The 21,412-nt window shown below is 71.2% G+C and carries 21 protein-coding genes; 7 read left to right on the plus strand and 14 right to left on the minus strand.

Going from position 1 to position 21,412, the window contains the following annotated elements; all coding sequences use genetic code 11:
* Positions 1 to 46: 46 nt before the first annotated feature.
* Positions 47 to 937, minus strand: coding sequence for a helix-turn-helix transcriptional regulator (locus tag ABH940_RS10870; RefSeq protein ID WP_370063503.1), 891 nt, complete (start codon positions 935 to 937; stop codon positions 47 to 49).
* A 102-nt stretch (positions 938 to 1,039) separates the two neighbouring features.
* On the opposite strand from ABH940_RS10870, the gene ABH940_RS10875 reads away from it, so the two are divergent.
* Both ABH940_RS10875 and ABH940_RS10880 read left to right on the plus strand, forming a co-directional pair.
* Positions 1,040 to 2,506: an MFS transporter gene (locus ABH940_RS10875; RefSeq protein ID WP_370063501.1), complete on the plus strand. Its 1,467-nt coding sequence runs from the start codon at positions 1,040 to 1,042 to the stop codon at positions 2,504 to 2,506.
* A 67-nt stretch (positions 2,507 to 2,573) separates the two neighbouring features.
* On the plus strand, positions 2,574 to 3,173 hold the full coding sequence (locus ABH940_RS10880) for an NADAR family protein (RefSeq protein WP_370063499.1): 600 nt from the start codon (positions 2,574 to 2,576) through the stop codon (positions 3,171 to 3,173).
* A gap of 15 nt (positions 3,174 to 3,188) precedes the next feature.
* Here ABH940_RS10880 and ABH940_RS10885 read toward each other — a convergent pair whose 3' ends face one another.
* Genes ABH940_RS10885 through ABH940_RS10895 form a run of 3 tightly spaced genes read right to left on the minus strand, consistent with a single transcriptional unit; the run spans position 3,189 to position 5,835 of the window.
* Entirely contained in the window at positions 3,189 to 3,962 is a 774-nt protein-coding gene (locus ABH940_RS10885; RefSeq protein WP_370063497.1) for a DUF4097 family beta strand repeat-containing protein, read from the minus strand.
* The gene (locus tag ABH940_RS10890; RefSeq protein WP_370063495.1) at positions 3,959 to 4,612 is read right to left on the minus strand and encodes a response regulator transcription factor; all 654 of its coding nucleotides are present in this window, start codon (positions 4,610 to 4,612) and stop codon (positions 3,959 to 3,961) included. Before ABH940_RS10890 ends, ABH940_RS10885 begins: the two co-directional genes overlap by 4 nt.
* Positions 4,600 to 5,835 carry a histidine kinase gene (locus ABH940_RS10895; RefSeq protein ID WP_370063493.1) on the minus strand — a complete coding sequence of 412 codons (1,236 nt, stop codon included), beginning with the start codon at positions 5,833 to 5,835 and terminating at the stop codon, positions 4,600 to 4,602. The genes ABH940_RS10890 and ABH940_RS10895 overlap by 13 nt, the downstream gene beginning before the upstream one ends.
* Before the next feature lie 174 nt (positions 5,836 to 6,009).
* Here ABH940_RS10895 and ABH940_RS10900 point away from each other — a divergent pair, with 174 nt between their 5' ends.
* Positions 6,010 to 6,447 (plus strand): hypothetical protein, encoded by a 438-nt coding sequence (locus ABH940_RS10900; RefSeq protein WP_370063491.1) that lies wholly within the window; start codon positions 6,010 to 6,012, stop codon positions 6,445 to 6,447.
* Between the two features lie 156 nt (positions 6,448 to 6,603).
* Here ABH940_RS10900 and ABH940_RS10905 read toward each other — a convergent pair whose 3' ends face one another.
* Positions 6,604 to 7,986 carry a glycine--tRNA ligase gene (locus ABH940_RS10905; RefSeq protein WP_370063808.1) on the minus strand — a complete coding sequence of 461 codons (1,383 nt, stop codon included), beginning with the start codon at positions 7,984 to 7,986 and terminating at the stop codon, positions 6,604 to 6,606.
* A gap of 342 nt (positions 7,987 to 8,328) precedes the next feature.
* On the opposite strand from ABH940_RS10905, the gene ABH940_RS10910 reads away from it, so the two are divergent.
* Positions 8,329 to 8,778, plus strand: coding sequence for a Fur family transcriptional regulator (locus tag ABH940_RS10910; RefSeq protein ID WP_370063489.1), 450 nt, complete (start codon positions 8,329 to 8,331; stop codon positions 8,776 to 8,778).
* Here the strand turns inward: ABH940_RS10910 and ABH940_RS10915 are convergent.
* The 4 genes from ABH940_RS10915 to leuA all read right to left on the minus strand — a co-directional run bounded on the left by ABH940_RS10915 (position 8,757) and on the right by leuA (position 13,266).
* Positions 8,757 to 9,668, minus strand: a complete 912-nt coding sequence (locus ABH940_RS10915; protein WP_370105132.1) for an isoprenyl transferase — start codon at positions 9,666 to 9,668, stop codon at positions 8,757 to 8,759. The two genes, ABH940_RS10910 and ABH940_RS10915, sit on opposite strands and share 22 nt — an antisense overlap.
* A 100-nt stretch (positions 9,669 to 9,768) precedes the next feature.
* On the minus strand, positions 9,769 to 10,515 hold the full coding sequence (gene recO, locus ABH940_RS10920; protein ID WP_370063485.1) for a DNA repair protein RecO: 747 nt from the start codon (positions 10,513 to 10,515) through the stop codon (positions 9,769 to 9,771).
* Positions 10,516 to 10,567: 52 nt separating this feature from the next.
* Positions 10,568 to 11,296: a TerB family tellurite resistance protein gene (locus tag ABH940_RS10925; RefSeq protein WP_370063483.1), complete on the minus strand. Its 729-nt coding sequence runs from the start codon at positions 11,294 to 11,296 to the stop codon at positions 10,568 to 10,570.
* Positions 11,297 to 11,502: 206 nt separating this feature from the next.
* Positions 11,503 to 13,266 (minus strand): 2-isopropylmalate synthase, encoded by a 1,764-nt coding sequence (leuA, locus tag ABH940_RS10930; RefSeq protein WP_370063481.1) that lies wholly within the window; start codon positions 13,264 to 13,266, stop codon positions 11,503 to 11,505.
* Between the two features lie 350 nt (positions 13,267 to 13,616).
* Here leuA and ABH940_RS10935 point away from each other — a divergent pair, with 350 nt between their 5' ends.
* Positions 13,617 to 13,883 (plus strand): hypothetical protein, encoded by a 267-nt coding sequence (locus tag ABH940_RS10935; protein ID WP_370063479.1) that lies wholly within the window; start codon positions 13,617 to 13,619, stop codon positions 13,881 to 13,883.
* Positions 13,884 to 14,098: 215 nt separating this feature from the next.
* Here the strand turns inward: ABH940_RS10935 and era are convergent, their stop codons facing one another.
* A complete protein-coding gene (gene era, locus ABH940_RS10940; protein WP_370063477.1) occupies positions 14,099 to 15,031 on the minus strand; it encodes a GTPase Era in 933 nt (310 codons plus the stop codon).
* 366 nt (positions 15,032 to 15,397) lie between these two features.
* Complete coding sequence (locus ABH940_RS10945) at positions 15,398 to 15,754, minus strand: cytidine deaminase (RefSeq protein WP_370063475.1); 357 nt, start codon at positions 15,752 to 15,754, stop codon at positions 15,398 to 15,400.
* Positions 15,755 to 15,771: 17 nt separating this feature from the next.
* Between ABH940_RS10945 and ABH940_RS10950 the strand changes: the two genes are divergently transcribed.
* Positions 15,772 to 16,641 carry an LLM class flavin-dependent oxidoreductase gene (locus ABH940_RS10950; protein ID WP_370063473.1) on the plus strand — a complete coding sequence of 290 codons (870 nt, stop codon included), beginning with the start codon at positions 15,772 to 15,774 and terminating at the stop codon, positions 16,639 to 16,641.
* A 9-nt stretch (positions 16,642 to 16,650) separates the two neighbouring features.
* On the opposite strand, the gene ABH940_RS10955 is transcribed toward ABH940_RS10950, so the two are convergent.
* The gene (locus ABH940_RS10955; protein WP_370063471.1) at positions 16,651 to 17,880 is read right to left on the minus strand and encodes a M20 family metallopeptidase; all 1,230 of its coding nucleotides are present in this window, start codon (positions 17,878 to 17,880) and stop codon (positions 16,651 to 16,653) included.
* Positions 17,881 to 18,019: 139 nt separating this feature from the next.
* Between ABH940_RS10955 and ABH940_RS10960 the strand changes: the two genes are divergently transcribed.
* Positions 18,020 to 19,051, plus strand: coding sequence for an Lrp/AsnC family transcriptional regulator (locus tag ABH940_RS10960; protein WP_370063469.1), 1,032 nt, complete (start codon positions 18,020 to 18,022; stop codon positions 19,049 to 19,051).
* A 67-nt stretch (positions 19,052 to 19,118) separates the two neighbouring features.
* On the opposite strand, the gene ABH940_RS10965 is transcribed toward ABH940_RS10960, so the two are convergent.
* Together ABH940_RS10965 and ABH940_RS10970 are read right to left on the minus strand one after the other, a co-directional pair.
* A complete protein-coding gene (locus ABH940_RS10965; RefSeq protein WP_370063467.1) occupies positions 19,119 to 20,327 on the minus strand; it encodes a M20 family metallopeptidase in 1,209 nt (402 codons plus the stop codon).
* Between the two features lie 125 nt (positions 20,328 to 20,452).
* The gene (locus tag ABH940_RS10970) at positions 20,453 to 21,331 is read right to left on the minus strand and encodes a helix-turn-helix transcriptional regulator (protein WP_370063465.1); all 879 of its coding nucleotides are present in this window, start codon (positions 21,329 to 21,331) and stop codon (positions 20,453 to 20,455) included.
* Between the last annotated feature and the right edge of the window lie 81 nt (positions 21,332 to 21,412).

The raw sequence follows: 21,412 nt of genomic DNA on the forward strand, positions 1-21,412 counted from the left end.
TCGCTTGGTCGGACGTCCGGCGGACGGGCGGGGCCGGACAGAACCTCTATTGTCCCACCGCCGCCAGCTGCGCCACGCGGGCCGTGGTCACCGGGTCCGCCGGGATGTAGGTGATCATGCGGTAGCCGGGACGCGGACCGAGCCAGAGGTTGGTGTACTCGAAGTTCAGCAGGCCGACCTCACCGTGGAGGAAGCGCTTGGTGCCCTCCGCGGTGGCGGTGACGTCGTGGTGCTCCCACGCCGTGGCGAACTCGGGCGAGGCCAGCTGCAGGCGCTTGAGCAGCGACTTGTACTTGGGCTCGGCCACGTGCTCGGCCAACGCGACCCGGAACTTGGCGGTCATGCCGCGCGCTGCCGTCTCCCAGTCGACCAGCAGCGTGCGCCAGCCGGGATCCGTGAAGGCCAACCACAGGAGGTTGCGCTCCTCCGGCTCGAACCGCTCCAGGCCGCCGCAGAGCGCGGAGTAGACGTCGTTGAAGCCGATGATGTCGAACCGTGCGTTGAGCACCACCGCGGGCATCGGCGAGAGCTGGTCGAGGACCGCGCGGACCGGCGGCGTGACCACCGGGCAGTCCCGGGGCGAGCCGGTCGGGTCCGGGGTGCCGGCCAGCGAGAACAGGTGCTGGCGTTCCACCTGGTCCAGCAGCAGACCGCGCGCGATCGCGTCGAGCACCTGGGCCGAGACCTGGATGTCGCGTGCCTGCTCCAGCCACGTGTACCAGGTGACGCCGACCGCGGCGAGCTGTGCGACCTCCTCGCGGCGCAGCCCCGGCGTGCGGCGGCGGCCGATGCTGGGCAGACCGACCTGCTCGGGCGAGATGCGCTCGCGGCGGCTGCGCAGGAACGCGCCGAGCTCGCGTCGTCGCAGCTCGTCGGGCCGGAGGGGCCTTACGGGCGGCAGGACGAGTTCCAGGCTGGACACCGGTGCGGTACTCATGTATTCCAGGATGCGCCTGTATTCATCCCGTTGCCAGGTACTCCGAGTACCAGGATAAGCAGACCCTGGTACCAGGCTACGGCGAGGCGGACAGTAGTCCCCGTGAGCATCCACACCACACCCCAGCAGACCCGAGCCTCCGGGCCGACCCAGACCACTGCTCCGGACCGCCCCCTTGCTGCCGCGCACCCGCGGCTGAGCACGCTGGGTCTGGTCACCGTCCTGCTCGGCGCGTTCCTGCCGATGCTGGACTTCTTCATCGTCAACGTGGCCCTGCCGACCATCGACCACGACCTGTCGGCCGGACCGGCGACTCTGGAACTCTTCGTCGCCGGCTACGGCATCTCCTACGCGATGCTGCTCGTCCTCGGCGGACGCCTCGGCGACCTCTACGGCCGCAAGAAGCTGTTCGTCGCGGGGGCACTGCTCTTCGGTCTCACCTCGCTGGCCTGCGGTCTGGCGCCCACCGCGCTGGCCCTGGTCGTCGCCCGCGTCGCGCAGGGCGCGTCCGCCGCGCTGATGCTGCCGCAGGCGCTGGCCACCATCCAGGCCGCCACCGAGGGTGAGCGCAAGGCCAAGGCCATGGGCATCTACGGCGCCGTCGGCGGCATCGCCGTGGTGATCGGCCAGGTGCTGGGCGGCGTGCTGCTCTCGGCCAACCTGTTCGGTACCGGCTGGCGGTTCATCTTCCTGGTCAACGTCCCGTTCTCGCTGGCGGCGGTGCTCCTCTCGTTCCGTTCCGTCCCGGAGACCCGCTCGGCCAACCCGGCCCGCGTCGACGTCCCCGGCACCGTGCTGCTGGCGGCGGCGCTGCTGGCGCTGCTGGTCCCGCTGATGGAGGGCCGCTCGCTCGGCTGGCCCGTCTGGACCTGGGTGCTGCTGGCCCTGTTCCCCTTCCTGTTGGCCGGCTTCGTGCTGGTCGAGCGGCGCGGTGAGCGGGCCGGGCAGGTGCCGCTGATCCCGATGACGCTGCTTCGGGTGCGCGGCCTGCGCCTGGGCCTGACCATGGCCGTCCCCTTCTTCACCGGCTTCGGCGGCTTCATGATGGTGATGGCCGTCGCCCTCCAGGTGGGCCTGCACGAGGGCCCGATCTCGTCCGGTCTGGCCATGGTCCCGATGGCGACCGGCTTCTTCGTCGCCTCGCTGGCCGGTCCGCGACTGCTGGCCCGGTTCGGTTCCCGGGTGATCGTCACCGGCGCGGTGATCCAGGCGATCGGCCTGGCCGTGCTGACTGTGACGGTGTTCCAGGACTGGAACGGCCTGAGCCCGTGGACGCTGCTGCCCGGTATGGCGATCGCGGGCACCGGACAGGGTCTGGTCATGCCGCCGCTCATCCGGCTGGTGCTGAGTCAGGTCCCGCTGGAGCGCGCGGGCGTGGGCGGCGGCATCCTGGCCACCACCCAGCAGTCCTCGCTGGCCCTCGGCGTCGCCACGCTGGGAACGCTCTTCCTCTCCCTCTCCCCCTCGATGGGCATGCACGACGCGCTGGCCCTGGTGCTGGGCCTGCAGTTCGTGGCGACCTTCGTGGTCATCGCCCTGTCGACGCGACTGCCGCGCAAGGTCGGGTGAGCCACGATGAGCAGCCCTGTGGATAACCCTTGGCGACCTGTCAGTGGGTGCTGCCAGGATCTCTCCCATGAACGCGAACGAGACCCCGGTCAGCGAGAACTCGGCCCACGACCACCCGGCACGAGCCCGTAGCCGGGAGCAGCTGGCGGCCCTGGTCGCGGCGGGAGCCCGCCCTAAGTGGCTGATGTTCTGGGGGCATCGGCCGCAGAAGGACGGTTCCGTCGGACCGGGGTCGCTGAGTCAGTGGTGGCCCTGCCGCTTCACCGTCGACGGCGTCGAGTACCGCAGCGCCGAGCACTGGATGATGGCGGCCAAGGCGCGCCTCTTCGGTGACGAGGCGTCGGTCCCGGCGATACTCGCGGCCCGCACACCGGCCGAGGCCAAGGTGCTGGGCCGCAAGGTCTCCGGCTTCGACGAGGAGCGCTGGGCGGCCGGGAGGTTCGAGCTGGTGGTGCAGGGCAACATCGCCAAGTTCGGCCAGGACGAGGCGCTGCGCGCGTACCTGCTCGGCACGGGCAACCGGGTGCTGGTCGAGGCCAGCCCGGTGGACCGGGTCTGGGGCATCGGCCTCGCCGCCACCGACGACGCGGCCAACGCCCCCGACCGTTGGCGTGGCCTCAACCTGCTGGGCTTCGCGCTGATGGAGGCCCGTGAGCGGCTGGCCTGACCCGTTCGCCCAGCGTCAGCGGTAGCCGATGGCGACCTCACCGCTGGTCGACGAGGTGGTGACGGTGTCGACCGCGCTGGTGGAGCTGAGGCCCGGGTCCACGTCTGCCGGCCCGCTCCCGGCGGTGCTCACCACCCGGTACTGCGTGCCGCGCGGCAGTTGGACGTCGAGCGCGCCCGAGGTCACCCCGGCGGTGACGGTGGCGGGCGGCGCGGCGAAGTCCAGCGTGATCGCGCCTGAGGTCGCCGTGGCCGCGACGTCGTCGGAGAGCAGGGCATTGGCCGTGATGGCACCGCTGTCCGCCCGGGCGGACACCTGCCCGGAGACGCCGTCCGACTCGATCGCGCCGGAGGCGGTCTGTACGTCCACCGGTCCGGCCATCTGCTTGACGGTGGTCGCGCCCGAGTCGCTGACCGCGTGCACCGAGGCCGTCGGAGGCACGGAGATGTCCAACTCGACGCTGCACCCACCGCCGGTGAGGAACTTCGCGCTCTTGCAGTCGGCCTGGATGCTGAGCATGCCGGTCTTCGGGTCGAAGCTCTGCGACACATGCGGCCGGTCGGTGAACCAGCGCAGGTTCTCCGTGACCTGTGCCTGGCCGCCGGGCCCGGGCTGGATGACCACCGCCGCTCCCGGCGCGACCACGTCGACGGCGGTGACGGTGTCGTGGGGGTAGCTGCGGACGTCGGTGGCCTGCTGCTGCACCAGCAGGCTGACGACGAAGCTCGCGGACAGCCCGACCACGACCAGCGTCGCCAGCCCGTACCAGAGGCCGCGCCGCGGCGTCACGAGCCGTCCCCCGACTCCAGGAACCGGAGCACGGCCTTGACTCGGCGGTGTTCTCCGTCCGTCGGAGCCAGCCCGAGCTTCATGAAGATGTTGTTGATGTGCTTGGCCACCGCGCTCTCGCTGACCACCAGCCCCCGCGCGATCGCCTGGTTGGAGCGGCCCTCCGCCATCAGCGACAGGACCTCCCGCTCACGCGGGGTCAGTTGGTCCAGCGGCCCGCTCTGGCGGCGCAGCAGCAACTGCGACACCACCTCGGGGTCGAGTGCGGTCCCGCCCGCGGCCACGCGTTCCAGCGCGTCGAGGAAGTCGTCGACATTGGCCACCCGCTCCTTGAGCAGGTAGCCCACGCCCCGGTTGTTGCCGGTCAACAGGTCGGCGGCGTAGCGCTCCTCGACGTACTGGGAGAGCAGCAGCACCGGCATGGCCGGGTACTGACGGCGGATCAGCAGCGCCGCCCGCACGCCCTCGTCGGTGAAGCCCGGCGGCATCCGCACGTCCGTGACCACCACGTCCGGTGTGTGTTCGTCCACCGCCGTCAGCAGCTGCTCGGCGTCGTTGACGGCGGCCACCACCGTGTAGCCCACGGCCTCAAGGACCTTGACCAGTCCGGCCCGGAGCAGGACGGAATCCTCGGCGATCACAGCACGCACGGAAGCTCCACAATCAGGGTTGTCGGGCCCCCGAGGGGGCTGGTGATCTGCAGGGTCCCGTCCACCGACGCGGCGCGCTGGCGCAGCCCGACCAGGCCGCTCCCCTTGGCCGGGTCCGCCCCGCCCACGCCGTCGTCGGCCACGGTGACGACCAGGCCTTGTCCCTGCGTCCGCACGGTGACCTCCGCCCGCGAGGCCCGGGCGTGCTTGGCGATGTTGGCCAGTGCCTCGGACACCACGAAGTACGCCACCGCCTCGACCGCCGGGTCCGCCCGGCGGTCCATCCGGACGTCCAACCGGACCGGCAGCGGCGCCCGCGCCGCGATCCCGGAGAGCGCGGCATCCAGGCCCCGGTCCTCCAGGATCACCGGGTGCAGGCCGCGGACCAGGTCGCGCAGCTCGGTGATGGCGGCCTGTGCCTCGTCGTGCGCCTCGTCGATCACGGTCATCGCCCGCACTGCCTGCTCCTCCGGCGGGAGGTTCTTCAGCGTCCGGCGGGCCAGCCCGAGATTCATCGCCAGCGAGACCAGCCGCTGCTGCGCACCGTCGTGCAGGTCGCGTTCGATCCGGCGGCGCTCGGCGTCGGCGGCGTCCACGACCTCGGCCCGGCTCTCCGCCAGATCCTCGACCCGGCGGGCCAACTCCCGTACCCGGTTCGGCCCGAGCAGTCCGGCGGCGGCGCGGGTGTCCGCCCACCGCCCGAGCCATGCCAACCACGGCACCACCACCAGGGCGAGCGCCCCGAGGACGATGCCCAGGGTCACACCGTGCTTGGTCAGCACCGTGTGCGAGCCTCGCGGCAAGGCCCAGTACCAGGCCGGGACGCTGACCAGCACCCACCCGGCGGCCCAGACGAAGAGCACACCCACCGCGTAGACCGCGACCAGCGCGTTGACCAGCAGGTGGTAGAGCACCTGCCGCCAGGTCGTCTCGGCGACGATCCACCGCCAGCGCGGCTCGGGCGCGGGAATGGCCGGGATCTCCAGCTTCAGCAGCGAGGCGAACCGGCTGCGCTGAATCAGGGTCAGCCAGGGCAGCAGCACAAGCACGAGCGCCGGGACCAGGACCCCGGTGACGCTGCTCGGCCCGCTCACGAAGACGGCGGCCGGCACCAGGGTCGGCAACACCGCCGTCGCGAGAAAGGCGATGTCGCGCAGACCCTGGCGCCCGTAGGGGGCGAAGAGGGTGCGCACCGCCGTGCGGGTCGCCGTGAGGAGGGGCATGCGCCCAGGTTAGAGGGCGAAGATCGGCTGGCGCTCTGAACCCTGAGACCGTCTCAGGGTGTACCTGGCACCACCCCCGATTCGGGGTCGCACGCTACCGCGCCGGCAACCCTGCTCCGCCACTGTGGAGTTCGACGGTGGCAGCGAACTGGCACCGAACATTGGGAGGGCACCGTGGGCAGCTCCGAACTCAGCGCGCTGGACCTGGAGTTCCGCGGCCTGCGCCTGCTCGACTCCCCTTGGTCGGTCCGCTTCGCGCGGGGCACACGGGGACGCCGCGCGCTGGAGATCTACAACAACGGCCTGTTGCTGGACGTGATGGTCGAGTCCGCCTTCGCCACCCACCTGCTGCGCGGCGCCCGACGCGGCGAACGCGACGGCGTCCGCTCGGTCCTGGCCTGGGGACACGTTCCGCGAGGTGGCGAGCCACCGCAGGTCCTCTTCGCGAGGGGCAGCAGGCACGTGACGAGCAAGGTCAGCGCGGAGGCGATCACCACGGCGGGCGGCTTCTGGCTTGCGCTGGGCACGCCGTGCGTCGCGGACCGGGTCGCGGCGACGAGCGCGGCCGGGATCACCGAGCAACTGCGGGTCCGCGCGGGCTGGTCGCGATAGCGAACAGGGGCGCGGGGAACTGCGCGAACAACCACCCTGTCGGGATGGCCCTGTTCGCTGAGCGACTCACCACACACGGTGGCTTGTCGCGCAGTTCCCCGCGCCCCTGGCGGAGTGCAACGACTAGGTAGTGCAACGACCTCTACGAGCGAAGAATCAGCAGCCGATGAGCCGCGGCGCCAGGAACTGCTGCACCTGGTCCAGCGACACGCGCGTCTGCTCCATGGTGTCGCGCTCCCGGATCGTCACCGCGTTGTCCTCGAGGGTGTCGAAGTCGACGGTGATGCAGAACGGCGTGCCGATCTCGTCCTGGCGGCGGTAACGACGCCCGATCGCACCGGCGTCGTCGAACTCGACGTTCCAGTGCTTGCGCAGGTCCGCGGCGAGGCCGCGCGCCTTCGGCGAGAGGTCGGCGTTGCGGGACAGCGGCAGGACCGCGACCTTGACCGGGGCCAGGCGCGGGTCAAGGCGCATGACGACGCGCTTCTCCATGACGCCCTTCGCGTTCGGCGCCTCGTCCTCGCGGTAGGCGTCGATCATGAAGGCCAGCATGGCGCGGTTCACACCGGCGGCCGGCTCGATGACGTACGGGTACCAGCGCTCGCCGGCGTCCTGGTCGAAGTACTTGAGGTCGACGCCGGAGGCCTCGCTGTGCGAGGCCAGGTCGTAGTCGGTGCGGTTGGCGATGCCCTCCAGCTCACCGAACTCGTTGCCACCGAAGTTGAAGCGGTACTCGATGTCCACCGTGCGCTTGGCGTAGTGGGACAGCTTCTCCTTGGCGTGCTCGTAGAAGCGGATGTTCTCCTCGCGCAGGCCGAGGCCGGTGTACCAGTCCCAGCGCTCCTGCAGCCAGTACTCGTGCCACTTCTCGTCCTCGCCCGGCTTGACGAAGAACTCCATCTCCATCTGCTCGAACTCACGCGTACGGAAGATGAAGTTGCCCGGCGTGATCTCGTTGCGGAAGGACTTGCCGGTCTGGGCGATGCCGAACGGCGGCTTCTTGCGCGAGGTGGTCTGCACGGCGGCGAAGTTGATGAAGATGCCCTGCGCGGTCTCCGGGCGCAGGTACGCCAGGCCGGCGGCGTCCTCGGTCACACCGAGGTGGGTCTTCAGCATCCCGGAGAACTGCTTGGGCTCGGTGAACTGGCCCTTGGTGCCGCAGTTCGGGCAGTTCACGTCGGCCAGGCCGTTGGCGGGCAGGCGGCCGTGCTTGGCCTCGTACGCCTCCTCCAGGTGGTCGGCACGGTAGCGCTTGTGGCAGGAGGTGCACTCGGTCAGCGGGTCGTTGAAGGTGGCGACGTGGCCGGAGGCCTCCCAGACCTCGCGGGCCAGGATCACCGAGGAGTCCAGACCCACCACGTCCTCACGCCCGGTGACCATCGCCCGCCACCACTGACGCTTGATGTTCTCCTTGAGCTCCACGCCCAGCGGCCCGTAGTCCCAGGCGGCACGCTGACCGCCGTAGATCTCACTGCAGGGATAGACGAAGCCACGGCGCTTGCTCAGGCTGACGATGGTGTCGATCTTGTCGGCGGCCACAGTGCTCTCTTCAGGTACGACGAAGGCGGTCAAGGATGGATTTCCATGCACGCGGATACCACAGGCTACCGGCCCTCGCGGGGGACGTTTCACATCGATGGTCGCGCGTTCGCGGTGGAGATTTCCAGCCGGTCGGCGGCCCGGGAACACCGCCTCATCCGGAAACGTCGTCCGAAAGCCCGTCCGGGACCTCGTCCGAAAGCTCATCCGCCGCCTCATCCGCAGGTACGGCGCTGTCGACGGCCCGAACTGGCAGAATGGCGGCGGGGAGACTCCTTGGAGCCGCCCCGCCCACCCTGTTTCCCTTCCCGCCCCATCCGTTCGAGAGCCGCAGGAGAGCCGGTGACCCCCGCGAACACGTCGTCCCCCGCCCGGTCGACCCGTCAGCGCACCGCCGTTGCCTCGCTGCTCGCGGAGATCGACGACTTCCGCAGCGCGCAGGAGCTACACGACCTGCTCAAGCACCGGGGCGACTCGGTCGGCCTGACCACGGTCTACCGCACCCTGCAGTCGCTCGCCGACGCCGGGGAGATCGACGTGCTGCGCACCGACGACGGCGAGGCCGTCTACCGCCGGTGCAGCAGCGGTCACCACCACCACCTGGTCTGCCGCTCCTGCGGCCGGACGGTCGAGGTGGAGGGCCCGGCGGTGGAGCGCTGGGCCGAGGGCGTGGCCGCCGACCACGGCTTCGTCGACGTGGCCCACACCCTGGAGATCTTCGGTACCTGCGCCGACTGCGCAGCTCAGGCGGCTTCGGCGCAGGCGCAGGCTCAGGCGTCTTCCGAGGCCTGAGCAGGCACGCTCGCCAACTCGCTCGGGCCGGTGTCGTCCGAGGCGGCATCCGACACCGCGCTCGACTCCGCGCCCGACACCGCGTTCGGCAGCGCCCCGCCGTAGCGGCGGTCGCGCATCGCGAACTCCTCGCAGGCCCGCCACAGGTCGCGCCGGTCGAAGTCCGGCCAGAGCACGTCCTGGAACACCATCTCGGCGTAGGCGGACTGCCAGATCAGGAAGTTGGACGTGCGCTGCTCACCGCTCGGGCGGATGAAGAGGTCCACGTCCGGCATGTCGCGGTGGTACATGTAGCGCGCGAGGGTCTTCTCGTTGACCTTGGACGGGTCCAGCCGACCCTCGGCCACGTCCTTGGCCAGCGCCGCCGCCGCGTCCGCGATCTCGGCGCGACCGCCGTAGTTGACGCACATGTACAGCGTCATGGCGTCGTTGTCGCGGGTCATCTCCTCGGCGACCTGGAGCTCCTGGACCACCGACTTCCACAGCTTCGGCATCCGGCCGGCCCAGCGGATCCGGATGCCCATGGCGTTCATCTCGTCGCGGCGGCGGTGGATGACGTCACGGTTGAAGTTCATCAGGAAGCGGACCTCGTCGGGCGAGCGCTTCCAGTTCTCGGTGGAGAAGGCGTAGAGCGAGAGGTTCTTGACTCCCAGCTCCAGGCAGCCCCTGAGCACGTCGAGGACTACGCCCTCACCGACCTTGTGCCCCTCCGTGCGCGGCAGGCCGCGCTCCTTGGCCCAGCGCCCGTTGCCGTCCATCACGATGGCGACGTGCTCCGGGACCAGCTCGCCCGGGATCTTGGGCGGCCGGGCACCGCTCGGGTGCGGGGTGGGCGGGAGGTACTCCCGGGTCCGCCTGCTGCCGAAGAGTCCGCGCCGTGCCGTAGCCATGTGCCCCTGCTTCTTCTCTCGGTACTTCGTGTTCTCTCGGTACTGCTCGGTACTGCTGGGTACTGCTGGGCGTGCCTGCTCGTACTCCTGGGCGTGCCTGTCAGTGGGCCACGTACTTGAGGGAACGCAGACCCCGCTCCAGGTGCCACTGGACGTAGGCGGCGACCAGGCCGCTGCCCTCACGCCGGTGGCGCGGCTCACACGCGTCCGCGGTCGCCCAGTCGCCGGACAGCAGCGCGCCGAGCAGCTCCAGTGTCTCAGGGGAGGGTACGACACTCCCCGGTACCCGGCAGTCACCGCACAGGGAACCGCCGGTCTGCACCGAGAAGAACCGATTCGGCCCGGGAAGGCCGCACTTGGCGCAGGCAGCGAAGGAGGGCGCGTACCCGTTGACCGCGAGCGACCGGAGCAGGAACGCGTCCAGCACCAGGTGCGGCTCGTGGTCCGCGCCTGCCAGGGTCCGCAGCGCGCCGATCAGCAGCAGGTACTGCTGGACCGCGGGCTCGCCCTCGTTCTCGGTGAACCTCTCGGCGGTCTCCAGCATGGCCGAGGCGGCGGTCCACCGGTCGTAGTCCACGGCTATCCGGCCGCCGTAGGGCGCGATCGTCTCGACCTGCGTGCAGAGCGCCAGATGCCGACCGACCAGCTCCTCGCCCCGGCAGAAGAACTGCACGTCGACATGGCTGCACGGCTCCAGCCGGGCGCCGAACTTCGACTTCGTCTTGCGCACACCGCGCGCGACGGCACGGACCCGGCCGTGCTCCCGGGTCAACAGGGTGATGATCCGGTCCGCCTCGCCCAGTTTCTGGGTGCGCAGCACCACTCCGTCATCCCGGATCAGACTCATGGGACCATTCTGGACCCTGCTGGAGACCTACCGGTTCAGGAGGCCTAACGGTTCAGGAGCGCGGGGTCCGGGCGGCGGCGGCCAGGGTGGCGTCGATCTCGTCGCTGCTGAGCCCGAGGCACTGCCCGACCGCCCGCAGCGTGGCCCGCTCGTCGGGCCGGTAGGGCCCGTCGGCGAGCGCGATCACCGCGCCCTGGGTCAGTAGCCGGGTCAGCCCCGGCCCGAGCAGGTGCGGCGCGAGCGGCTCGATCGCGGTGTGCAGTTCGACGACGAGGGCGCTGCCGCAGCCACAGAGTTCGCCGAGCAGGTCGTCCCCGTCCTCGTCCAGGTCTGCGCCGCCCTCCCCGTCGCCCTCGCCGTCCGACTCGGCCATCCCGGCCAACCCGGCCAACCCAGCCAGCAGCCCGTCCGCGTCCAGGTCCGTGAAGCCCGCCTCGCGCAGCCCCGCCAAAGCCGCGTCCCGCACCGCGGGCGCGGCGGAGTCGCCGCCGGACGCGGCCAGGACCGCGAGCGCGACGGCATGGTGGGCGTTGCGCAGCATCGACAGCAGCTGGCTGGAGGTCGGATGCGCCAGGGTGTCCAGCCCGTAGCGCGCCCGGCACGAGGTGCACTGGAGCGTCGCGGCCGCCCGCCGCAGCGGCAGCAGCGGGATCCCCGCCACCCGCAGCCAGTTCCGCCCGCGCTGTCTGCGGTAGTTACGGTCGCCTCCGCAGGCGAGGCAGTAGAACTCCCCAAGAAGCTCGGTGTGCCACCGGGCTGAGACAGCGACCACGTGCGTCACGGCGCGCTCCCGACTGCGTCGGCCGACCTCGATGTCGGTTGACCAAAGATGCTGCCACGCGGATGACGGCCTGTCAGTACCCCGGGAACGCTTTGGGACGGCAGGTCTCGGGCCTTGTGTCGCCCCGCCCGGACGCGCACCAGGGGCGCGGGACCGCGCGGTGTGCGGGATCCCACGCCCCTGGTGCGGGCGTACGTACGGGGTGACTACCGCTGTGCGCGGTTGACCGCAGAGACGATCGCCTTGATCGACGCGCGGACGATGCTGGTGTCCATGCCGACGCCCCAGACGACCTTGCCGTCGACCGCGCACTCCCAGTACGCCGCGGCGCGGGCGTCCGCGCCCTGGCTCATGGTGTGCTCCGCGTAGTCCAGGACCCGTACGTCGACGCCGACCTGGGCCAGCGCGGCGACGAACGCGTCGGCCGGGCCGTTACCCGTGCCGGACAGGGTGATGTCCGCGCCGTCGACCGTCGCGTCCACGGTGATGGTGTCGGTGCCGTCGGCCGTCGAGGACGCCTGGTGCGAACGCAGCTGGATCCGGCCCCAGGGGGTCGCCGGGGTGGGCAGGTACTCGTTCTCGAACGAGTCCCAGATCTGCGTCGGGGTGACCTCGCCGCCCTCGGCGTCCGTCTTGGCTTGGATGATCCGCGAGAACTCGATCTGCATCCGGCGCGGCAGGTCCAGGCTGTGGTCGTTCTTCAGGACGTAGGAGACGCCGCCCTTGCCCGACTGGCTGTTGACCCGGATGACCGCCTCGTACGAGCGACCCACGTCCTTCGGGTCGATCGGCAGATACGGGACGCCCCAGGTGTGCTCCCCGACCGGGTGGCCCGCCGCCTTGGCGTCGGCCTCCAGCGCGTCGAAGCCCTTCTTGATCGCGTCCTGGTGCGAACCGGAGAAGGACGTGTAGACCAGGTCGCCGACGTACGGGTGGCGCTCGGCGATCGACATCTGGTTGCAGTACTCCCAGGTGCGCCGGACCTCGTCGATCTGCGACAGGTCGACCTCGGGGTCGACTCCCTGCGAGAACAGGTTCAGCGCGACGTTGACCAGGTCCAGGTTGCCGGTCCGCTCGCCCTGCCCGAACAGGCAGCCCTCGACGCGGTCGGCGCCGGCCATCACGGCCAGCTCGGCGGAGGCGACACCCGTACCGCGGTCGTTGTGCGGGTGGGTGGACAGCGCGACGAACTCGCGGCGCGACAGGTTGCGCGACATCCACTCGATCTTGTCGGCGTAGACGTTCGGCGTGGAGCGCTCGACCGTGGTCGGCAGGTTCAGGATGATCTCGCGGCCCTCGCCGGGCTGCCAGACGTCCATGACGCCCTCGCAGACGTCCAGTGCGAAGTCCAGCTCGGTGTCGATGAAGATCTCCGGCGAGTACTGGTAGCCGAAGATCGTGTCGTCGCCCAGGATCTTCTCGGCGTACTCCATCACCAGACGGGTGCCGTCGACGGCGATCTGCTTGATCTCGTCCTTGGAGGCGTGGAAGACCACCCGGCGGAACAGCGGCGAGGTGGCGTTGTACAGGTGGACCGTGGCCCGGGGCGCGCCGCGCAGCGACTCCACCGTGCGCTCGATCAGCTCCTCGCGGGCCTGGGTCAGGACGGAGATGGTCACGTCCTCGGGGATCGCGCCCTCCTCGATGATGGAGCGCACGAAGTCGAAGTCGGTGGCGCCGGACGAGGGGAAGCCGACCTCGATCTCCTTGTAGCCCAGCTTGACCAGCAGGTCGAACATGGCCCGCTTGCGCGCCGGCGACATCGGGTCGATCAGGGCCTGGTTGCCGTCCCGCAGGTCCGTGGACAGCCAGCGCGGCGCCTTGGTGATGACCTTGCCCGGCCAGGTGCGGTCCGGCAGGTCGACGGCGCCGAACGGTACGTAGCGCTGGAACGGCATCCCCGAGGGCTGCTGCCGGACGGTCGCGGCGGTGATCGGGGTGGGGCGCTCGTTGAAGGGCTGCTGGGTCATGGTGGGTTCGTCTCCTGTGGCGTCTGTCGCTCCGAGAGGCGGCCGACGAGCTGCGGAGTCACAAACGCGCAGCACCCACCCCCGCGGCGAGGGAGTCGGCCTCGATCAACTCGGGCCCTCGCCGCGGCAGCTAAGAAGAAGCAGCCCGTAACGCATGATGCAGCCCAGAGTAACCCAACGACTTCGCGACACCGAGTTCATGAGGCGAGCGTTCCGCTCTGTGAGACGCCCGTCCGGAACGGTCAAGCGGTGAGCGAGTCCTGAGCGATTGGTGATCGAGTGATCACTCAGCAAGAGTCAAGGCCTTTCGGGGCTCCATTTTCGTTGCTGCACGGAGCACACTGATTACTATGCGCATCTTGGTCACCCGTACGGACGGGTCCGCCGCGAACGAGCACCGGGCCCTGCTGGACACGGAGGGGCGGCCGGATGCCCCGCACATCCACGCCATCGTCCGGGAGGCCCTCGGCGCCTGCACCCGCAACCCGATCCTGGCCGGGCCGCACGGCTACCAGTACGCCATCACGGTGGACGGCCGCCCCACGGGCTACTGCACGGAGCCACAGCTGACGGAGAGTCAGCGCTCCCTGATAGGACTGGTCCTGAGCACCGTCTGATCCGGAGGGCCCTGGAGAACTCCGCACAACTCCGGAGAACGCGAGAGGTGGAACCGGAACCGGTCCCACCCCTGGGCCAGGCACTGCTCAGGGACGGGTCCGGTCGCCGGGCGTCAAACCCGGGAGAGGCACCTCCGGGGTCGTCTCCCCGTCATCCTTTCGTGCTCCCCCGCACTTCGCCAAACCGGCTGCGCAGCAGCGGTTTTGACCGTGCGTCAGAAGCCGAGCTTGCGCAGCTGCTTCGGGTCGCGCTGCCAGTCCTTGGCGACCTTGACGTGGAGGTCCAGGAAGACCGGCGTGCCGAGGAGGGCCTCGATCTGCTTACGGGCGACCGTGCCGACGTGCTTGAGCCGCGCGCCCTTGGCACCGATGACGATGGCCTTCTGGCTCTGCCGCTCGATGTAGACGTTGGCGTGGATGTCGAGCAGTGGGCGGTCGGCGGGACGGTCCTCGCGCGGGAGCATCTCCTCGACCACGACGGCGAGCGAGTGCGGCAGCTCGTCGCGGACGCCCTCCAGCGCGGCCTCGCGGATCAGCTCCGCGACCATGACCTGTTCGGGCTCGTCTGTCAGGTCGCCGTCCGGGTACAGCTGCGGGCCCTCGGGCAGCAGCGGGACCAGGAGGTCGACGAGCAGGTCGACCTGGTGGCCGTCCTTGGCGGAGACGGGGATGATCTCGGCCCACTCGATGCCGAACTCCGCGCCCAGCTGCGCGACGGCGAGCAACTGCTCCGCCAGGCGCTTGGAGTCGACCAGGTCCGTCTTGGTGACGATGGCGACCTTCGGCCGGCGCTTGATCCCGGCGATCTCCTTGGCGATGAACTTGTCGCCGGGGCCGATCTTCTGGTCGGCGGGCAGGCAGAAGCCGATGACGTCGACCTCGGCCCAGGTCGCGCGCACCACGTCGTTGAGACGCTCACCGAGGAGTGTGCGGGGCTTGTGCAGGCCGGGCGTGTCGACCAGAACGAGCTGCGCCTCGGGGCGGTGCACGATGCCGCGCACGGTGTGCCGAGTGGTCTGTGGACGGTCGGAGGTGATCGCAACCTTGGTGCCGACGAGCGCGTTGGTCAGCGTCGACTTGCCGGCGTTGGGCCGCCCGACGAAACAGGCGAATCCCGAGCGGTGCTGCTGGGTGGAGCTAGAACTCATGCGGCCATTGTCCCCTACGCGGGGAGCGGACGTGATCAGAGCCGCCAAGGCGCCGACCGGAACACCCGCCGAGGCACCGGCTACTTCCCCCGCCTACTTCCCCCGCTGGAAGAGGGAGACGAGCGTGAACAGGGCGACCGCGATCGACGCCGCGAGCCAGCCCCAGTTGTGGTTCTGCTGCCAGTGGCCCATGCCCATGAGCACGAACAGCACTCCGCAGACGATCCCGACGCCCCGCACCCGTCCCCCTCGCCGACCGTCACCGACACCGAGCCACACTGGAAATAAGCCGCACTGACACCGAGCCATCGGCCCCGACCCTGAACGGACCGGGGCTCCCGACAAGAGACCTACACCGGACTCGCCCTACTCCACGACGACCGTCTGCCGCACCACGGCGTCGGTACCGGCCAGGAAAACGGACGTCCCGGCACCGCCGAGGTCGCGGACCGCGGCGACGTCCTCGTCGGCCGGGTGATTGGCGTCGGAGACGACCGCGGCTGCCTCCAGGCCCTTGGCGCCGCTGGCGACGGCCATGGCCACGGCCGTCTGCAACGCGCTGAGGTGCAGCGACGGCAGCGCGACCGTGCCGGCGACATAGGTGCGGCCGGTCTCGTCACGGACCGCCGCGCCCTCGGCGACGCCATTACGGGCCCGGGCGGACCGGGCCAGAGTGATGATCTTCTTGTCTTCTGCGTCAAGCTCGACGGGCTGCTCGCTCATGGCACGAGAATACGGGCATGACTGACCTTCGGATCGGTGTGATGTTCGACCGCTCGTGGGACCCGGCCGGGTTGGCCGCCTTCGCCCGCGATGCGGAGGCGCTCGGGGTGGACGATCTGTGGGTGGTCGAGGACCTGGGCTGGAACGGCGGTATGACCGCCGCAGCCGTGGCGCTGGGGGCGACCGAACGCATACGGGTCGGGCTCGGCATCGCGCCTGCACCCCTGCGCAGCCCCGCCCTCCTGGCCATGGAGATCGCCACGCTAGCGCGCGCCTTCCCCAGGCGGTTCACGGCCGGGATCGGGCACGGCGTCCGCGAGTGGATGCGGCAGGTCGGCGTCGCGCCGCGGTCACCGCTCGCGCTGCTGGAGGAGACGGTGACCGCCGTCCGAGGACTGCTGCGTGGCGAACGGGTGACCGTCGACGGCCGGGAGCTCCGGATGGACGGTGTCGAGCTGGTCCACCCGCCCGCGCCGGACGCGATGCCGCCGGTGCTGGCCGGCGTGGTCTCGCCCAAGTCGCTGGAGCTGGCGGGCCGGGTTGCCGACGGGACGCTGGCCGTCGAGGGCATGGGCCCGGACGACCTGCGCGCCGCCCGTGCCCTCGCCGAGCGCGGCGGCGCGGGACCTGCGTACCTGCTGGCCGTCCTGGCCTACCTCGGCGTCGGCGCGGACGCCGAGACCGAGCTCCACCGCGCCGTGGCCGAGCACGCCGCCTGGCTCGGACGCCCGGTGGAGCAGACCTTCGCCCTCTCCGGCACCCCGGCCAAGGCCGCGGCAGGGGTCCGCGCGCTCGGCGCGGCGGGCGCCGGAACGGTGGTGCTGCGGCCCGTCGGCCCCGACCCGCTCGGGCAGGTCGCCACCGTGCTCAAGGAGCTGCGCGGCTAGGCCCAGGCACTAGCTCTCGCGACTGAGCCGACCGAGCGCGAGCTGGGCCAGCAGGGCGGCGCCGTCGGCGAGGACCGAGTCGTCGAAGAGCGCCTCCGGCGAGTGGTTGTAGGCGGCCGTCTCCGGGTCGCCGCCCGGCGGGCAGGCGCCGAGGAAGAAGTACGCGGACGGGACCCGCTCGCAGACGAAGGAGAAGTCCTCCGCGCCCGCGAGCGGCTGCGGCATCGGCCGGAAGCGGTCCTCGCCGAGCAGCTCACGGACGGTCCGGGCGGCGAACTCGGCCTCGGCCGGGTCGTTCATGGTGACCGGGTAGAGCCGCTCGTAGCGCGCGTCCACCTCCAGCCCGTGCGCGGCGGCGACCCCGCGCACCACCCGCAGCGTCTCCTCCTCGGCCCGGGCCCGTGCCTCGGGTGAGAAGGAGCGGACGGTGGCCTCGAACGACGCGTCGTCCGGGATGACGTTGTTGATGGTGCCGCCCTGGATGTGTCCGACGGTGACGACGACCGGGTCGAAGGCGTCGAACCGCCGGGTCACCATCGTCTGCAGCGCGGTCACCGCCTCGCAGAGCGCCGGGATCGGGTCCAGCGCGGCCTGCGGGGCCGAGCCGTGGCCGCCGCGACCGCGCATGGTGACGTAGAGGCTGTCGGCCGCCGCCATCGCCGGTCCGGGGCGGCCGGAGACCACACCGCCGGGCAGCACCCCGGCGACGACGTGCAGCCCGTAAGCGGCGACGACCTCGACCCCGGCCGCGTCGAGCAGGCCCTCGTCGAGCATGATCTTCGCGCCGCCCTGACCCTCCTCGCCGGGCTGGAACATGAAGACCACCGACCCGGCCAGCTCCTCCCGCCGCTCCGCCAACAGCCGCAGCGCGCCCACCAGTCCGGCCACATGCAGGTCATGACCGCAGGCATGCATCGCGCCCGCGATCTGCGAGGCGAACGGCAGACCACTCGTCTCCTGCACCGGCAACGCGTCCATGTCCCCGCGCAGCACGACCGCAGGACCCGGACGCCCGCCACGCAGCACCGCCGTCACGCTGCTGAGCTTCTGACCCAGCGTCACTTTCAGGCTGTGCTGGTCCAGACCCAGTCCCGCGATCGCCGCGAGGATCCGGGCCTGCGTCTTCGGCAGGTCGAGGCCGATCTCCGGCTCCCGGTGGATCTCCCGCCGCAGCGCGGCCAACTCCGGCTGCAGCGAGGCGGCGGACTCGCGAAGGGCGGCGGTGGGTGTCGTGGTCATGGACGGACCTCCCGAGCTCGATGATCACATCGATTCCGAGGCTAGCCCTCGCGGGCCCGGAGGGACACGGTTCGTGCAGGGACACCGTTCGAGTGTGGACACCGTTCGTGCGGGGACACGGCAGTACGGATCGGCCATCATGGCGGCTGTGATCGACGAACTGGACCTGGCCCTGGTCGACGCGCTGCGGGCCGACCCGCGGGCGCCGTGGTCCCGGCTGGCCGGGCCGCTCGGCGTCGACCCCGCGACGCTGTCCCGGCGCTGGGCCCGGCTTTCCGCCGACGGCGACGCCTGGGTGACCTGCTACCCGTCCGCAGAGCGGATCGGCAGGGGCCTCACGGCACTGGTCTCGGTGGAGTGCCGGGCCGACGCCGTCACCCAGGTGGCCGCGACGCTGGCGAGGGACCCGCAGGCGCCGACCGTCGACCTGGTGAGCGGCGGCGCGGACGTGATCGTCACCGTGGCCGCGCTGACCCCGCATCAGCTCACGGCCTACGTGCTGGACCGCGTCAGCCACGTCCCCGGCGTGCTGCGCACCCGGACCGCCTTCGTCGAACGCACCCTGCGCGAGGGCAGCACCTGGCGCGACGGCGCACTCGACCCGGAGCAGCGCGAGGCCATCGGCGACCGGCCCGACGGGGACCTGCTCGACAGCGAGCGGCCCGCGACCGACGGCAGCCCCGCACGCCTCGGCCCGACCGACCGGGCGCTGATGCAGGCGCTCGGCGCGGACGGCCGGATGACCTTCGCCGAGCTGGCGGAGCGGACCGGGCTGCCGCCGACCACGGTCCGCCGCCGCGTCGACGAACTGCGCCGCTCCGGCCGCCTGGTGCTGCGTTGCGACGCGAGCCCGCGCCTGGGCGGCCACGCGGTCGGCACCACGCTGTGGCTGGACGTCCCGTCGGCGGACCTCGACGCCGCCTGCCGCTGGCTCGGCGACCTCGCCCAGACCCGGATGTGCGGCGTGGTCGCGGGCGCGGAGGCCAATGTGGTGGCGTATGTGATGACCCACCAGGTCGGCGAGGCCCGCCGGGTGGAAGCCGCGTTCGGCCACGCGTTCCCGACGGCCCGGGTGATCGACCGTCAGGTCACGCTGCGCACGGTCAAACTCGTCGGCCGCCTCCTCGACCCCGAGGGACGCGCGGTCGGCTATGTGCCGATCGACGCCTAACCCGACCTCAACGCCTGTCTGACCTCGGCGGCTAACCTGGCCCCAACGCCTGGACTGACCTCGGCGGCTAAGCCAAGCGGTCGAAGGCCAGCGCGGCGAGCAGCGCGGCGCCGTCGGCCAGGACGCCGTCGTCGAAGGCCGCCTCCGGGGCGTGGTTGTAGGGGGCCGCGAGGGGATCCCGGTCCGCCGGACACGCGCCCAGCATCACGTACGCGGACGGCACCAGCGCGCCGATGACGCCGAAGTCCTCGGATCCGGCCACCGGGTGCGGCATCTCGGCGTACCGGCCCTCCCCCAGCGTGCTCGCCACCGTCCGGGCGGCGAAGGCGGCCTCGGCCGGGTCGTTGACGGTGACCGGGTAGCCGGGCTCGATCTCGGCCTCCACGGTCAGCCCGTGCGCCTCGGCCACGCCGCGCACCACGCGCAGCGACTCCTCGAAGACCCGTGCCCGCGCCTCGACCGAGAACGAGCGGATGGTCGCGGCGAAGGTCGCCGTCTCCGGGATGACGTTCTCCACGCTGCCCGCGTGGAATGTGCCCACGGTCAGCACCACCGGGTCGAAGGCGTCGAACCGCCGGGTCACCATCGACTGGAGCGCCAGCACCGCCTCGCACGCCGCCGGGACCGGATCCAGGGCGGAATGCGGGCTGGAACCGTGCCCGCCGCGACCACGCAGGGTGACCTGCAGCTTGTCGCACGCGGCCATGATCGGCCCGGGACGCCCCGCCACCCACCCGGCCGGGAGCAGCGCGGCGGCGACGTGCAACGCGTAGGCGGCGACCACGCGTTCGCCTGCCGCGTCCAGCACGCCCTCGTCGATCATCTGCTGCGCGCCGCCCTGGCCCTCCTCGCCGGGCTGGAACATGAAGACCACCGACCCGGCGAGCTCCTCCCGCCGCTCCGCCAACAGCCGCGCCGCGCCCACCAGTCCGGCCACATGCAGGTCATGACCACAGGCATGCATCGCCCCCGGGATCTGCGAGGCGAACGGCAGACCGCTCGTCTCCTGCACCGGCAACGCGTCCATGTCCGCCCGCAGCAGCACCGCAGGACCCGGACGCCCGCCACGCAGCACCGCCGTGACGCTGCTCAGCTTCCGCCCGAGCGTCACCTCAAGGCTGTGCTCGTCCAACCCCAGACCGTCCAGCGCCGCGACGATCCGCGCCTGCGTCTTCGGCAGGTCCAGGCCGATCTCCGGCTCCCGGTGGATCTCCCGCCGCAACGCGGCCAACTCCAGTTGCAGGAAGGCTGCGGACTCGGCAAAGGTGGGGGCCATGGACGTCTCCGGCGACTCGTGCTGACTGCTCGTGCGGCTGCTCGTGCAGGCACATGCTCCTCCGCCGCCCATCGGGCACCACCTCTGTGCACGGATCAACCGGACGAGGCCGCCACATGCACGGATCAGCCCGCGAGCGGCCGGAACGTCGAGCGGCGGCCCTCCGGGGAGGCGAGCCACTCCAGCTTGGCCATGGTGTCCGTGCCCGGGACCGCGTTGTGCAGCACGACGGTCAGGTCCGGCCGCTCCGGCACCCGCAGCTGGGTGCTCTCGAAGTGCAGGTCGCCGACCAGCGGATGGTCGATCAGCTTGGAGCGCGTGCCCGGACGGCGGACGTCGCCGCGTGCCCAGAGCGCGGCGAACTCCTCGCTCGTTCCCGCCAGTTCCTCGACGATCTGGAGGAACCCCTCGTCCCCGGGGAACTCCGCCGCGACCGCTCGGTACTCGGCCGCGGCAGCCGCCGCGTCCTGGTCCCAACCGACGTTCCGGGCGCGGTAGATGGGGTTGGTGAAGTACGCGATCAGGCAGTTGCGCCAGGAGTCGGTCATGTCGAAGACGGACCCCGCCGCGTCGTTGACCGCGATGCTGTTCCAGTACCGGTCGATGACGTTGGCCGGCATCGGCATCCAGGAGTCGATCAGCCGTCGGATCGACTCGGCCACCGGCGTGTTCGTCTCCGGGACCGCCTCCAGCGGCGGGTTGATACCGGCCAGCACGTAGAGGTGCCGCCGCTCCGGCTCGTCCAGGCGCAACACCCGCGAGACCGAGTCGAGCACCTGGCCGGAGACGGTGATGTCGCGGCCCTGCTCCAGCCACTGGTACCAGCTCACGCCGACCCCGGCCAGCACCGCGACCTCCTCGCGGCGCAGCCCCGGCGTCCGCCGCCGCGCTCCGCCGTCCGGCAGCCCGGCCTCGGCGGGGCTGACCCGCGCCCGTCGGCTCATCAGGAACTCGCGCAGATCCGCCCGGCGGCGTGCGTCAGCAGTACTGGTACGAACGTCCACGGACTCCCCTGTTCCCCCATGCCGTCCGGCTGCGTGCCCAGACTAACCGACCCTGGTTGCCTGGTGTTCCCACCAACAGGA

The organism is Streptacidiphilus sp. BW17 (genome assembly GCF_041262485.1).
In the GTDB taxonomy this organism is placed as follows: domain Bacteria; phylum Actinomycetota; class Actinomycetes; order Streptomycetales; family Streptomycetaceae; genus Streptacidiphilus.